Raw genomic sequence first — 13,479 nt, 5'->3', positions numbered from 1 at the left:
CCGTGTCCGCTGTCGATCTTCCGGTCAACTCCGACGCACCACCCGTCGCCGAGCGCATCCCGGGCCTGTGGAAGACGCCCATCGTGATGGCTGTGTTCACCGTGCTGGTGGCGCTGCTCGTCATCGTGGCTCCCCGCACCGGTGACTCCACCTTCAGGTGGAGCCGCGACGGTGACTGGTTCGCCATCCCCGACATCACGCTGCCGGCCAACGGCGTCGTGTGGACGGCCGTCGTCCTGTGCCTGCTGTGCACGGCGTACGCGGCCTGGAACGCTCGCGCCGGCCGCAAGACACCCCTGGTGCTGGTCGCGGCCTTCGCCGTGATCGCGGTTTCCGGGTTCCTGGCCTGGGCGGTCGCGGGCAAGACGCTTCCCGTGGTCGGCCTGCTCGCCGGCGCGCTGGCGTTGGCTGTGCCGCTCGTGTTCGGTGCGCTCGGCGGCGTACTCGGTGAGCGGGCGGGCGTCGTCAACATCGCCATCGACGGCCAGCTGCTCTTCGGCGCCTTCGGCGCGGCGATCGTCGCCTCTCTCACCGGCAGCCCGTGGGCGGGCCTGGTGGCCGCAATGGTCGCGGGGATGCTGGTCGCGCTGCTCCTGGGCCTGTTCGCGATCACCTACTGGGTCGAACAGGTCATCGTCGGTGTCGTCCTCAACGTGCTCGTGATCGGCTTCACCAGCTTCATGTTCTCCCAGGTCCTCTCCGAGAACGCCGGGGCGCTCAACAACCCGCCCCACTTCCCGCGCCTGGAGATCCCGCTGCTGTCCGGCATCCCGGTCCTCGGCCCGATCTTCTTCCGCCAGACGGTGCTGGTCTACCTGATGTACGTCGCGGTCTTCCTCGTCGCCTGGGCCCTCTACCGCTCCAAGTGGGGCCTGCGAGTGCGCGCGGTCGGCGAGCACCCGAAGGCCGCCGACACGGTCGGCATCAACGTGATCGCGACCCGCTACCGCACCATCGTGCTGGCCGGCGCGATCGCGGGCATCGGCGGGGCCACCTACACGCTCGTCTCGGTGCCGTCCTTCGGGCGTGAGATGACCGGCGGCGCTGGCTATATCGCGCTGGCCGCGGTGATCTTCGGCAAGTGGGATCCGATCAAGGCGACCCTGGCGGCGCTGCTTTTCGGCTTCGCGTCCAACGTCGAGTCGGTGCTCTCGGTGATCGGCTCGCCGGTGCCGTCGCAGTTCATGCTGATGCTGCCGTACGTCGTGACGATCTTCGCCGTCGCCGGGCTCGTCGGGCACTCCCGTGCCCCGGCCGCCGACGGCGTGCCGTACCGCAAGGAATAGCCCCGAGTCAGACCAGCGCGCGGTGGGCGGCGGCGGCCAGTACCTTGGCGCCGACGCCCACCGCGCGTTCGTCGATGCGCAGGTCGCCCTGGTGGAGGTCGTAGGTGGGGCCGCCGGGGGTGCGTACGCCGAGCCGGAACATCGAGCCCGCGACCTGCTCCTGATACCAGCCGAAGTCCTCGCCACCGAGGCTCTGCGCCGAGACGACGGCACCCCGCTCCCCCAGAACCTCGCGGACGGTCTCCACGAGGATCTGGTGGGACTCCTCGTCGTTGCTCACCGGCGGGACGCCCCGGGTGTAGTCGACGGCGGCGGTCACACCGTAGGGCGCGATGATCTCGGCGACGACCTCGCGTACGACGTGCTCGACCTCGCTCCAGGCGTCGCTGTCGAGGATCCGTACGGTGCCTCCGACGGACCCGTGTGCGGGGATCACGTTGTGGATCTGGCCGGCGGTGACCTTGCCCCAGACCACGCTGACCCCGGCCCGCGGGTCCATCCGCCGGCTCAGGATCACCGGCAGCTCGGTGGTCACCTTGGCGAGCGCGAAGACCAGGTCGCCGGTCAGGTGCGGGCGCGAGGTGTGACCGCCGGTGCCGCTGAGGTGTACGTCGATCAGATCGGCCGCACTGGTCAGCGCGCCGGAGCGGATCCCGACGCGGCCGACGTCGACGGTCGGGTCGCAGTGCAGCGCGAAGATCCGCTCCACGTCGTCGAGCGCACCCAGGCTCATCAGGTGCAGCGCGCCGCCCGGCATGACCTCCTCGGCGGGCTGGAACAGCAGGCGTACGCCACCGGGCAGCGGTGACTCGCGATGCAGGTCGGCCAGCGCGAGGCCGGCACCGAGCAGTGCCGTGGTGTGTACGTCGTGGCCGCAGGCGTGCGCGACCCCGGGGACGGTGCTCGTCCAGATGTCGGTGGTGACGTCGTCGACGGGCAGGGCGTCCATGTCGCCGCGCAGCGCGACGACCCTCGACTTCTTCCCACCACCGCCCAGGTCGGCGATCAGGCCGGTCGCCGACGGCCGGTCGACCTGCCACCCCGCCTTCTCCAGTCGCTCGGCGACCAGCTCGGTGGTGCGATGCTCTTGCCAGGAGAGCTCCGGGTGCGCGTGGATGTCCCGACGCAGGTCGATCAGCTCGGCGTCGTAGGCATCGACTCGCTCGGCGAGGAAGGCAGCAGGCTCCAGCATGGTCCCGTCAGACTAATCCTTGTCGTAGGCGGCCAGGATCCTGTCCGCGGCTACGGTCGCCGGAAGTTCCCCGGAGAGCACCTCGGCACGCACCTCGTCACGGATCGCCTTGACGCCCGCGGAGTGCTTGAGCCGCTGGTCGAGCTCGTCGCGAACGAGCGCCCAGGTGAAGTCGAGCTGCTGCTCGGCGCGCTTGGTGCGCAGCCCGTCCTTGCCGAGGTGGGTGCGGTGGGCCATCACCTGCTCCCAGACCGAGTCGACCCCGTCGTCGTGGAGCGCCGAGGCGGTGACCACCGGCGGCGCCCACTCCTCGCGCGAGCGCACCAGCCGGAGCGCGCCGGCGAGCTCGCGGGCGGCCGCGCGCGCCTCCTGGGCTCGGTGGGGGTCGTTGGGGTCGGCCTTGTTGACCGCGATCACGTCGGAGATCTCCAGGATGCCCTTCTTGATCCCCTGCAGCTGGTCGCCGGTGCGCGCGATGGTGAGGAACAGGAACGTGTCCACCATCCCCGCCACGGTCACCTCGGACTGCCCGACACCGACTGTCTCGACCAGCACCACGTCGTAGCCGGCCGCCTCGAGCACCGCCATCGCCTGCACGGTCGCCCTGGCGACCCCGCCGAGCGTTCCTGCGGACGGGGAGGGCCGGATGAAGGCGTTGGGGTCCACGGAGAGCCGCTGCATGCGCGTCTTGTCGCCCAGGACGGAGCCGCCGGTGCGTACCGACGACGGGTCGACCGCCAGCACCCCCACCTTGAGGCCGTTGGCGGTCAGCCGGCTGCCGAGCGCCTCGATGAAGGTCGACTTGCCGACCCCCGGCACCCCGGAGATCCCGACCCGCACGGTGTCGCCCGCCGGGAGCTTGGTGAGCAGCTCGCGCGCGATGTCGCGGTGCTGGGGCTTGGTCGACTCGACCAAGGTGATCGCCCGTGACACCGCCGCCCGCTTGCCGTCGCTGATGCCGTCGAGAAGGTCTTGTACGTCGGGCCCTGGCATGGCCAGCACCTTAGCCAATCGCGAACCGGGTCAGCGAGCGCGCCGCAGTACGTCGCGGACGACGCCGTGCAGCTGACTCGAACGTACGTCGTCCAGCGGCACCCATGAGACACCCATCTGCACCGCATACCAGGCGGCCGCGGCGGCGATGATCGCCAGGCCGACGACGGCGACGACCCAGCGCTGTGACGGCGAGGACGCGGCCCGGGCGACCGGTCCGACCGTGTCACGGACCCGTTGCGAGGCGAGCCAGGCCGCGGACATGAAGACCATCGCGGCGACGTAGAGCACCACGGTCAGCGGCAGGTCGAGGGCGAGGCAGCCGACAGCCACAGCGGCCGCGATCACTCCCGTCAGCGCGGTCAGCGCCGCCGTGCCGGGGATCGCACGCACCAGGTCCCACGGCGAGCGGACGAGCGCCCACAGGCCGTCGTACCACTTCCGGCCTCGCGCCTCGCGACGCTTCGACAGGTGGTCGGCGGCCATGGAGACGGCCCGCAGCAGCCAGACGCCGAGACCGAGAAGGGTCGCGCCCAGGAACGGGTACGCAGCCACGACCCCGGCGAGGATGGCGGCGAGCGCGACCAGGACCAGGAAGTGCATCGGACCCGGCCAGCGCTTGAGGTTGGCGTGCTTGCTGGGCGGGCTCCAGCCGGGCTCGGGCGACGGAGCCGGTGGCGGAGCCTGCGGATCGAACCGGCGCACCACCACGGGCTCGGCCGGCGCGTCGGCGACGGTCACCGCAGTCGGCGGCACCGCCTCCACCTCCGTCACGGCATCGCCGGCGGCGTCCGGGTCGACCAGGGTCGGCTTCAGCTCGGCATCCACTGGTGCGGCGGCGAGCGGCATCGTCACCGGCAGCACCTTGGTGACCGCGGAGGCATCGGCTCCGGACCACGGCACCTCGGGCTCCATCAGCCACTCCCGCAGCTCCTCCAGACCCGGCCGGTCCGCAGGATCCGTCGCCAGCGCGGCGGTAAGGACCTCCCGCATCGACCCCTCGATGCCGTCGAGATCGTGCTGGCCGCGGCGTACGCGATCCAGGACGGCCATGGACGGACCGGTCCCGAACGGCGGTCGGCCCAGCAGCGCATAGGCGGTCGTGGCGGCCCAGGAGTGCACGTCGCTGGCCGGCGACGAGGGCGTACCCTCCAGGATCTCCGGCGCCAGATAGCCCGGGGTGCCGACCAGCCACCCCGTGAGGGTGATCTTGGGATCGTCGGCGACCCTGGCCAGCCCGAAGTCGATGAGCACCGGCGTACGTCCCTCCATCACCACGTTGGAGGGCTTCACGTCACGGTGCAGCACGCCGGCGTCGTGGCAGGCGGCGACACCGCCGGCCAGGCAGCGCGCCAGCCAGAACCGGTCCTCGCCGACGACGGGTCCGTCGTCCTTGATCCGGTCGTGCAGCGTCGGACCCGGCACGTAGCGGGTCGCGACGTAGGGAAGATCCGCGTAGGGGTCGGCGTCGACGATCTCGGCGATCCAGGGGCTGCGCACCTGCCGCAGCGACCGCACCTCGCGCTCCAACCGGGCGCGGGTCTCCTCGTCCCCCACGACATGCGTACGCAGCACCTTCAGCGCCACCCGCTCGCCGGTCTCCTCGTGGCGGGCGAGGTGGACGACACCCATGCCGCCCTCACCGAGCTTGTTGAGGATCTCGTAGGCGCCGACCCTCATCAGCCCGTCCCCGGATGCCCGCCCGGGGCGTAGGTCCGTCACAGCTCTGAGGCTAGACGAGCCCGACGCCCCCGGCGAGGACATACTCGGAACGGTCAGTGATCAGTGATCGAGCTGCTCCCGCAGGCGACCGAGCAGGTCGATCGCGGAGTCGGCGATGACGGTGCCGGGCAGGAAGACCGCGGCCGCGCCCATCTGCTCGAGCGTGGCCACGTCGTCGGGCGGGATGACCCCGCCGATGACGATCATGATGTCCGGGCGACCCTGCTCCTCCAGCGCCGCCTTCAGCGCGGGGAGCAGCGCGAGGTGACCGGCAGCCAACGACGAGACCCCGACGATGTGTACGTCGGCGTCGACCGCCTGCTGCGCGACCTCCTCGGGCGTGGAGAACAGCGGGCCTACGTCGACGTCGAAGCCGAGGTCGGCGAAGGCCGAGACCACGACCTTCTGGCCACGGTCGTGACCGTCCTGGCCCATCTTCGCGACCAGGATCCGCGGGCGGCGCCCCTCGGCCTCCTCGAACTCCTTGGTCGCCTTCAGCACCTCGGTGACCTTCGAGTCACCTGACGTCGTCGCCTCGTCCCGATACACACCGGAGATGGTACGGATGACGGCCTGGTGCCGTCCCCAGGCCTTCTCCATCGCGTCGGAGATCTCCCCGACGGTCGCCTTCGCACGGGCCGCGTCGACGGCCAGCTTGAGCAGGTTGCCGTCCAGGTTGCCGGTGCCGCTGGGCTCGCTCGTCGAACCGGCCGCGTTCGTGATGGCCTCCAGGGCCCGGCGTACGTTCTCATCGTCGCGCTCCGCGCGCAGCCGCTCCAGCTTGGCGACCTGCTGCTTGTAGACCTGGTCGTTGTCGACCCTGAGCACGTCGAGCGGATCCTCGGAGGGGAGCCGGAAGGTGTTGACGCCGATCAGCTTCTGGGCACCGGAGTCGAGGCGCGCCTGGGTGCGAGCGGCCGCCTCCTCGATGCGCATCTTCGGGATGCCCTGCTCGATCGCCTTGGCCATCCCGCCGGCCGCCTCGGCCTCCTGGATGTGGGCCCAGGCGCGCTCGGCGAGGTCGTGGGTGAGCTTCTCGACGTAGTAGGAGCCGCCCCACGGGTCGATGATCTCGGTCGTGCCGCTCTCCTGCTGCAGCAGCAGCTGGGTGTTGCGGGCGATGCGGGCCGAGAAGTCGGTCGGCAGCGCGATGGCCTCGTCCAGCGCGTTCGTGTGCAGCGACTGGGTGTGGCCCTGGGTCGCGGCCATCGCCTCGATCGCGGTGCGGCCGACGTTGTTGAAGACGTCCTGGGCGGTCAGTGACCAGCCGGAGGTCTGCGAGTGGGTCCGCAGGGACAGCGACTTCGGGTTGGACGGGTCGAACTGCGAGACCAGACGCGACCACAGCGCGCGGGCCGCGCGCATCTTGGCGACCTCCATGAAGAAGTTCATCCCGATCGCCCAGAAGAAGCTGAGCCGCGGCGCGAACGCGTCGACGTCGAGGCCCGCGGCCAGACCGGTCCGCAGGTATTCGACGCCGTCGGCCAGCGTGTAGGCGAGCTCGAGATCGGCCGTCGCCCCGGCCTCCTGCATGTGGTAGCCGGAGATCGAGATCGAGTTGAACCGGGGCATCTTCGCGGCGGTGTAGGAGAAGATGTCGCCGATGATCCGCATCGACGCCACCGGCGGGTAGATGTAGGTGTTGCGGACCATGAACTCCTTGAGGATGTCGTTCTGGATGGTCCCGGCCAGCTTCTCCGGCGGGACACCCTGCTCCTCAGCGGCCACGATGTAGAGCGCCAGCACCGGCAGCACCGCACCGTTCATGGTCATCGAGACCGACATCTGGTCCAGCGGGATGCCGTCGAACAGCGTCCTGGTGTCGTAGATGGAGTCGATCGCGACGCCCGCCATGCCGACATCGCCGCGTACGCGCGGGTGGTCGGAGTCGTAGCCACGGTGGGTGGCCAGGTCGAAGGCGACCGAGAGGCCCTTCTGACCGGCCGCCAGGTTGCGGCGGTAGAACGCGTTGGACTCCTCCGCGGTCGAGAACCCGGCGTACTGCCGGATCGTCCACGGCTGGGTCGTGTACATCGTCGGGTACGGCCCGCGCAGGAACGGGCTCAGCCCGGGGAAGGTGTCGAGCGCGTCGAGACCCTCGAGATCCGCGGGCCCGTACGCCGGCTGGATCTCGATGCCCTCGGGGCTCAGCCAGCCCTCACCGGACGGACCGGTCGAGTTGTACGGGACCCCGTCACTGTTCAGCGGGATCCCCTTGAAAGAGCCGGGAATCGTCATGAGAGCTTCTCCCTCGTAGCGGTCAGGAAGGCGAGTGCGTCGACACCCATCGAGGCGGCGTCGTCCACCTCGGCGTCGACGGCGTCGGGCTTCCCGGCGATGATCACGTGCGTGGCGCCGGCCTCGCGGAGGGCCGCGATCGCGGCTGGGCCCCACTCGGCGTAGGTCTTGTCAGACCCGGCCAGGCAGACGACCGCCGGCGCACCGGCCGCGCGGTACTTCCCGGTGAGGTCGTCGGCGTCGCTGGTCGCGCCCGCGACCTCGACGCCGATGCCACCGGCGGCGAGGAGGTTGGTCGCGAAGGTCGCCCGGGCGGTGTGCTGGGCGACGGTGCCGATGGTGGCGAGGAAGACCTTGGTGGTGGCGGGAGTGTCGCGCAGAGCCTCGAAGGAGGCGCCGTAGCGCACCACCCGCTCGTTGAGCGGGTCGACCGGCCGCTCGGGGAGCGTCTCGGCGAGGTTGGGGAACTCGGTGAGCCCGGTGATCGGACGCTTGCGCCGCGCGATCGCCTTCTCCCGCGCGGCCGAGACCGCGGCGATCCGGTCACGGAAGGGCGAGAAGTCGTGGCCTCCGACGGCGTTCGCCCCGGTCCACTCCTCCTCGAGCTGGATGAACGCCTCCCAGCCAGCGGCGGCCATGTCGGCGGTCAGCTGCTCGACGGCGAAGGAGCCACCGGCGGGGTCAGCGACGGCCGCGACGTGGGACTCGTCGATCAGCAGGTGGGACACGTTGCGGGCGATCCGGCGCCCGAACCCGTCCGGTACGCCGTTGGCGGAGTCGAAGGGCAGCACGGTCACCGCGTCCGCACCGCCGACACCGGCGGCGAAGGCGGCGACGGTGCCGCGCAGCATGTTCACGTAGGGGTCGTACTTCGACAGCATCGGCCGCGAGCTCACCGCGTGGATGCGCATCTCGACACCCTCGGCCCCGGAGAGCTCGAGGACCCGCGTCCACAGCTGGCGGGCGGCCCGCAGCTTGGCGATCGTCGGGAACTGCTCGTCGGTGGCCGCGAACCGGAACTCGATCAGGCTCGCCGCCACTGCGGGCGAGAAGCCCGCCTCGGTCAGCGCGCGCAGGTAGGCGACGCCGACCGCGATCGACCAGCCGAGCTCCTGCACGTCGGACGCGCCCAGATCATGCGCAGCCGTGGCATCGACAACGATCGCGCGCACCCCGATCCCCTGGGCAAGACGAGCGAGGTCGACCAGCTCGGCGAACGCCTCATCGGGCGCCAGCGGCAGGTCGCGCAGCAGCGCGCCCATCGGGTCGGCACCCAGGTTGGTCGCAGCGTGCAGCCCGGCGCCGCGCTCGGCGATCAGCGCGAGCAGGTTCTGGGCGACCTTGACCGCACCGATCGGCGCGTCGAGCACGATCGGCGCCAGGTCGAGGAGCACCTTGTCGAGGAGCACCGCGAGGTCGGTGGTCTCGTCAGCGGCCACCCACAGCGAGGAGACCCCTCCGTCCAGGTCGACCAGCGCGGCTTCGTTGGCCGCCTTGGCGTCCAGGCCGGAGAGACCGGAGACGAGCGAGCGGATGTCCCAGGCGCCGGCGCGCGTAGGACGGGCCGCGTCGGCGAAGGACGTGTCCGGCAAGCCGAGCGGGGCGATCCGGAGTCCGTCGAGAGAGGTGCGGGTCAGCTTGTCCCAGACGAGCGAGTCGGCGTCGTCGGCCGTCAGCCGACCGGTCTTGCGGAGGACGGCAGCAGTCGCCGCCTCCCACTCTGCCTGGGAATGGGCATCCGCCGGCTGGGCAAGGCGCAACGAGTCGTCGCGAGCGGCGTCGTTCATGGGTCGAACCTTAGGCCGATGAAGTGGCGGTGACCACAAAGTGTGAGGTTTACAACCGCTAACTGAGACGCGCCGTTAGGTTGACCGCCGTGAAGGTACGCACTCCGGCCGGACAGGTCTATCGGATCACCCGGCGCTGGGTCCCATGGCAGCGGAAGTCGCGCCGCATGAGTCTCGACGCATTAGAGGTCCCCATCGGTGCGCCTTCCGGCGACGATCCGATCAGCATGATCCTCATGGTGGTCTGGCTCATCATCGCGCTGCCGATCCTCGTCGTGGTCGTCGCGGTCATGCTGCTGACCAGCATCGAGCTCCTCCTCCTGCTCGCGATCCTCCCCTTCGCCGTCGGCGCCCGGGTCGTCTTCGGCCGCCACTGGACCGTTGAGGTCCGCCGCGCCTTCACCCCCATCCACGAGGAGCGCGCGGGCAGCTGGACCGCCAGCGGCGTACGCATCACCGAGCTGGCGCGGGAGATCGAGTCGGGCAACGTCCCCGCGGACACCCTCGCCAAGCAACCTCAGGAGCGCCAGTCACCCATGGCGTGATCTGCGCTCCTAGGGGTCAGTGGCAATCGGGCAGTCGCCCGAGCAAGGCCTTGGGTCTCCCGGCCAGCCGCGGGATGTCAGGATTCGCGCCACGGCATGGGCGGTGCGACACGGAGTGCCGAACACCTGGTGCCAGCGCAGTCGAGCCGTGACCGTTCCCGACGCGGCGAGGTCGTCGAGGGCGCGGTCGGCGTCCCGCGCCTGGTCCCGCCACGCGTCATGACCGAGCGCACCGTCGAGCTCGACCACGAGCCCGTACGCCGCGTACTCGACATCGCGGAACTGGTTGCCGCTGGGCGTCGTGCGCGGCACTTGCCGCTCGGCGGGCGGGAGTCCGTGCGCACGCTCGACCTTGGTGAGGTAGCCATGCTCGAGGACCGAATGACTCCCAGACTCCAAGTCGTCGATGATCGTGGCGATCCAGGCGCGCCGACGTAGCGACGGGAATCGGCCGAGCGCAGTCTGCAGGCTCGCCGGCGTGACGTACGACCGCCCAACGACCTGCGCAAGACACGCTACGGCGTCGATCTCCGAACGCGCTTCGTGCGCCATCGCCAACGCATTGTCCTCGAGTTTCAGGCGCGGCGGGGTGCCGCCAAAGGCATGGCTCTCGAGATTGGTGAGCCGGTGGATCACGATGCCGGGCTGCGCCTTGATCCTGCGAGTCTGGTCGATAGCGACGTGGATCGGATCGGGGACGAAGCCAGGCCGCGCCAGCTGCTCGGTCCTCGGAGATTCCGCGCTCGGGCCGTACAGATAGGCGGGATCGGCATAGAGGACCGCCGCCCATGCCCGCTGATGCCAGTTGAGAGGACCGGTGTGGTCGACGTAGATCCGGGGATGCACCCGCCGCAGCTCCTTGCGCCGCTGCATCCTCGCCAGTTCGGCCCGCGCCACACCACCAGCCACCAACTGAGCGTGGGTGAGCACCCCGTCCTGCATCCGTCGCTGACTCTCCAACCGCAGGCGGACCCGCTCACGCTCCCACGCGTCGTCGTCCGCACGAGACCCACCCGAGACCCCCATGATCCAGTTATCCCACGAAGACCGTCCGAACCCTAGGAGCGCGAGGCACGTCAGGTGTGACTGGCTCTCCTAGGGTTCAAAATCCGCAGGAGGGGCAGGCCGGTATAGACCAGCACCCAGACCGGCCAGAAGAAGCCGCGGCCAGTGAGGTGCCACACCGCGACCGCGACCGCGCCGCAGATCAGGAACACCAGCAGATCGCGTACGTGACGGGGGCCTGCCCCACCAGGCCGAGCCGGATCCTCGCGCAGGTCGTCGACGACCGCGGCGAGCTCGGCGGACCGGGCCGCACCCCACACCGTCTCGGCACGCGACTCCAGCTCGGGTGCGTCGATCCTCCCCGCGGCGTACGCCTCGACGAGCCGCGCCCGCGCGGCCTCGCGCTCCAGGTCACCGACCCTCGTCACAGCGCCTCCAGATCGAGTGCCCGGCCAGAGGCGTACAGGCCCTTGGGGCAGGTCGAGGCGGCGCAGTTCCGGTAGCGGTCGGCGAGCCTCGCGAGCGCCTTGACGGTCTCCGCGACCGCCGGCTCGGCGGCGAGGTTGTGCTGCTCATAGGGGTCCGAGGAGCGGTCGTAGACCTCGACCTGGCCGGTGTGCAGGCGGGCGTAGGTCCAGGAGCCGACCCGGACACCGGACCACAGCTGCCTGCTCCCGTCGCTCACCCGCCAGCCGCTGATCGGGATGGCGCGGACCTGCTCGGGCGCGCGCAACCACGGCATGATGTCGATCCCGTCCGGCGCCCGAGGTGGCCGAGCCCCGGCCGCCGCCAGCACGGTGGCGGCGAGATCCGGGTTGGTGACCGGGGTCCGCACCGTCCGGCCGCGCGGCACCCCGGGGCCGCTCACCAGCACCGGGATCCGCAGCGACTCGTCGTAGTGCCACAGCTTGCCGTTGAGGTTGTGGTAGCCGTTCGAGAAGCCGTTGTCGGAGGTGAACACGACCAGCGTCCGCTTCAGCTCACCGCTGCGCTTGAGCGAGCCGATCAGCGAGGCGATGTTGCGATCCAGGCTGCGGATGGCCTCGAGGCGGCGCTGGTAGGCGATCCGGAGCGCGTCCTTCTTCCGTGGGTTGAACTTCCCCCGCCCAGGCGAGCCCTTCGCATAGCCGGAGGTGTCCTCGGGAAAGAGGTTTGGCCGCTCCGGGATCTGCACGTTGTCGTAGAACCCGCGGTCCTGGGTGTCGGGCACGGTCACCGACAGTGCAGCGTCGGTGCCCGGGTAGACCTTCTTCGGATCACCGGGCCCCGACGGCGCTCCGTGGTGCGGCGCCACGTAGTTGACCCAGGTGAACCAGGGCTTCCCGCTCGCGCGTTCGGCCGCGATCCCGGCCTTCGCGTGCTCGGTGATGACGGTCGAGGAGTAGCCCTTGGACTTGATGATCTCGCCGTTGACGTTGAACTTCGGCGACCGGAAGTTGTACGTCGACGGGTCGACGGTCGCGCGCCACTGGTCCCACCCAGGGGGCACCTCGCCACGGGTCGCACCCTCGCCGTAGCCGTTGAGGTACTTCCCCGCCAGGATCGTCGAGTAGCCCGCTTCCTGCAGCGACGTGGCGACCGTCGAGGAGTCGTCGAAGGCCTGATACCCGCCGTACGGCCCCTCGATCGTGCGCGCGCCGTGGTTGTGGGCGTACTGCCCGGTCAGCAGCGAGGCCCGCGCAGGTACGCAGATCGGCGTCGGCGCGATCCCGTCGGAGAAGGAGACCCCGGTCCGCTCGACCAGCTTCCGCACGCGCGGCAGGTAGTCCATGTCGAGTGCGGAGAGGTCGTCGACCGTGACCATCAGCAGGTTCGGCTTCTCCGCGGGCCGCTCCAGAGCAGGCGTACGCGTCGGAGCCGCCGCCATGGCGGCCGGCTCGTGCACCAGGCCGGTCACCGCGAGGGCGCTCATCGCCACCGTCGCCACAGCAGCGCGCTTGCGACGGGTGAACAGGTTGCCGACCGGCATGACTAAACACTCCCAAGTAAGATGAGTTATTTAGTCTACTTTAACTCGCTAGAGTCCTGCCAGGTCGAGCGGGCGGTCGGCGGCGTACATCTTCTTGGGGCAGCTGTCGCCGGCGCAGTCGCGATACTTCTCGGTCAGGTCGGCGAGGCGCGAGACCGTCTTGGCGTGGGCCGGGTCGTCGGCGAGATTCTTCATCTCGTACGGATCCTTGGTGCGGTCGTAGAGCTCGACCTCACCGGTCGTCAGCTCGACGTAGGTCCACCGCCCCACGCGCACCCCGGACCAGAGCCGCGAGGTGCCGTCGGACGTCGGCCACGCCTCGATCGGGACGACGCGGGTCTGCTCGGGCGCACTCAGCCACGGCAGGATGTCGATGCCGTCGGGCTCGTGCGGGTCGTCGGCGCCAGCCGCCGCGAGCAGCGTCGTGGCGATGTCCGGGTTGGTGAGCGTGGTCCCGACCTCACGCCCCTTGGGTACGCCGGGACCGCTCATCAGCACGGGGATCCGCAGCGACTCCTCGTAGTACCAGAGCTTGCCGTTGAAGTTGTGGTAGCCGCTGGAGAACCCGTTGTCGGAGGTGAACACGACCAGCGTGCGCGCCAGGTCACCGCTCTTCTTCAGCCCACCGAGCAGGGAGGCGATGTTGCGGTCCAGGCTGCGCGCCGACTCGATCCGGCGCTGATAGGAGAGCCGGTAGGCGTCCTTCTCGATCTGGGACGGGTTCTTCCGCGACGGCGACCCC

Annotated in this window: 11 protein-coding genes; 2 read left to right on the top strand and 9 right to left on the bottom strand. The window is 70.2% G+C overall.

Annotated features, from left to right (window positions below):
* Window positions 1-2 precede the first annotated feature (2 nt).
* Complete coding sequence (locus ABTW65_RS28765; protein ID WP_350666569.1) at window positions 3-1,286, top strand: ABC transporter permease; 1,284 nt, start codon at window positions 3-5, stop codon at window positions 1,284-1,286.
* 7 nt (window positions 1,287-1,293) lie between these two features.
* On the opposite strand, the gene ABTW65_RS28760 is transcribed toward ABTW65_RS28765, so the two are convergent.
* From ABTW65_RS28760 to ABTW65_RS28740, 5 genes are read right to left on the bottom strand one after another with little or no spacing between them, the layout of a single operon-like run.
* Window positions 1,294-2,478: an amidohydrolase gene (locus ABTW65_RS28760; RefSeq protein ID WP_350666567.1), complete on the bottom strand. Its 1,185-nt coding sequence runs from the start codon at window positions 2,476-2,478 to the stop codon at window positions 1,294-1,296.
* Window positions 2,479-2,490: 12 nt separating this feature from the next.
* Complete coding sequence (gene meaB / locus ABTW65_RS28755; RefSeq protein ID WP_400460498.1) at window positions 2,491-3,489, bottom strand: methylmalonyl Co-A mutase-associated GTPase MeaB; 999 nt, start codon at window positions 3,487-3,489, stop codon at window positions 2,491-2,493.
* 12 nt (window positions 3,490-3,501) lie between these two features.
* A complete protein-coding gene (locus ABTW65_RS28750; protein ID WP_350666563.1) occupies window positions 3,502-5,193 on the bottom strand; it encodes a protein kinase domain-containing protein in 1,692 nt (563 codons plus the stop codon).
* A 60-nt stretch (window positions 5,194-5,253) separates the two neighbouring features.
* Window positions 5,254-7,431 carry a methylmalonyl-CoA mutase gene (gene scpA, locus ABTW65_RS28745; RefSeq protein ID WP_350666561.1) on the bottom strand — a complete coding sequence of 726 codons (2,178 nt, stop codon included), beginning with the start codon at window positions 7,429-7,431 and terminating at the stop codon, window positions 5,254-5,256.
* The gene (locus ABTW65_RS28740) at window positions 7,428-9,218 is read right to left on the bottom strand and encodes a methylmalonyl-CoA mutase family protein (RefSeq protein ID WP_350666559.1); all 1,791 of its coding nucleotides are present in this window, start codon (window positions 9,216-9,218) and stop codon (window positions 7,428-7,430) included. The genes scpA and ABTW65_RS28740 overlap by 4 nt, the downstream gene beginning before the upstream one ends.
* Before the next feature lie 89 nt (window positions 9,219-9,307).
* Here ABTW65_RS28740 and ABTW65_RS28735 point away from each other — a divergent pair, with 89 nt between their 5' ends.
* Complete coding sequence (locus tag ABTW65_RS28735; protein WP_350666557.1) at window positions 9,308-9,763, top strand: hypothetical protein; 456 nt, start codon at window positions 9,308-9,310, stop codon at window positions 9,761-9,763.
* A gap of 9 nt (window positions 9,764-9,772) precedes the next feature.
* Here ABTW65_RS28735 and ABTW65_RS28730 read toward each other — a convergent pair whose 3' ends face one another.
* The 4 genes from ABTW65_RS28730 to ABTW65_RS28715 all read right to left on the bottom strand — a co-directional run.
* A complete protein-coding gene (locus ABTW65_RS28730; protein ID WP_350666555.1) occupies window positions 9,773-10,705 on the bottom strand; it encodes a hypothetical protein in 933 nt (310 codons plus the stop codon).
* A gap of 134 nt (window positions 10,706-10,839) precedes the next feature.
* Entirely contained in the window at window positions 10,840-11,196 is a 357-nt protein-coding gene (locus ABTW65_RS28725; RefSeq protein ID WP_350666553.1) for a DUF1707 SHOCT-like domain-containing protein, read from the bottom strand.
* Window positions 11,193-12,737: a sulfatase-like hydrolase/transferase gene (locus ABTW65_RS28720; RefSeq protein ID WP_350666551.1), complete on the bottom strand. Its 1,545-nt coding sequence runs from the start codon at window positions 12,735-12,737 to the stop codon at window positions 11,193-11,195. The genes ABTW65_RS28725 and ABTW65_RS28720 overlap by 4 nt, the downstream gene beginning before the upstream one ends.
* A 48-nt stretch (window positions 12,738-12,785) precedes the next feature.
* A partial coding sequence (locus tag ABTW65_RS28715; protein WP_350666549.1) for a sulfatase/phosphatase domain-containing protein occupies window positions 12,786-13,479 on the bottom strand: 694 nt, incomplete at its 5' end.

The organism is Nocardioides sp. NPDC127503 (genome assembly GCF_040302165.1).
Taxonomy (GTDB): Bacteria; Actinomycetota; Actinomycetes; order Propionibacteriales; family Nocardioidaceae; genus Nocardioides.
Note: the sequence above shows the minus strand (reverse complement) of the source record. Positions and strands in the feature narration are given on the sequence as shown.